A 279-nucleotide genomic window follows, 5' to 3' on the forward strand; every position below is an offset into this window, starting at 1 on the left:
TTCTGCGATGATTCAGTCTGTTACTCAATAACATGGAGCGTAGACGATGTTCTTGGAAAAGACTGAGGGGATGAGCATGGGAGGACCCGGGGCAATTGCCCGACAGGTCGATCTGCACCAGCAGATCATCGATTTCATGACCGGATTCACCATCGAGACGACGCCAGGGTCGGCAGCCAAGATTAGCGACTTTCGTGAATACCTGAGACCTAATACTACCGTCTACGTGACTTTTCTTCCTGGCTCTGACTTTAACGATACAGTAGCGGTCGCTAAGCG

Annotated in this window: 1 pseudogene; it reads left to right on the forward strand. The window is 50.9% G+C overall.

Going from position 1 to position 279, the window contains the following annotated elements:
- Positions 1-46: 46 nt before the first annotated feature.
- Positions 47-279: pseudogene (locus ACTFO6_RS18665) on the forward strand (hypothetical protein); the annotation flags it as partial.

Origin of the sequence: Pelomicrobium sp. G1 (genome assembly GCF_051905455.1) — a bacterium.
Lineage (GTDB): Bacteria > Pseudomonadota > Gammaproteobacteria > Burkholderiales > UBA6910 > Pelomicrobium.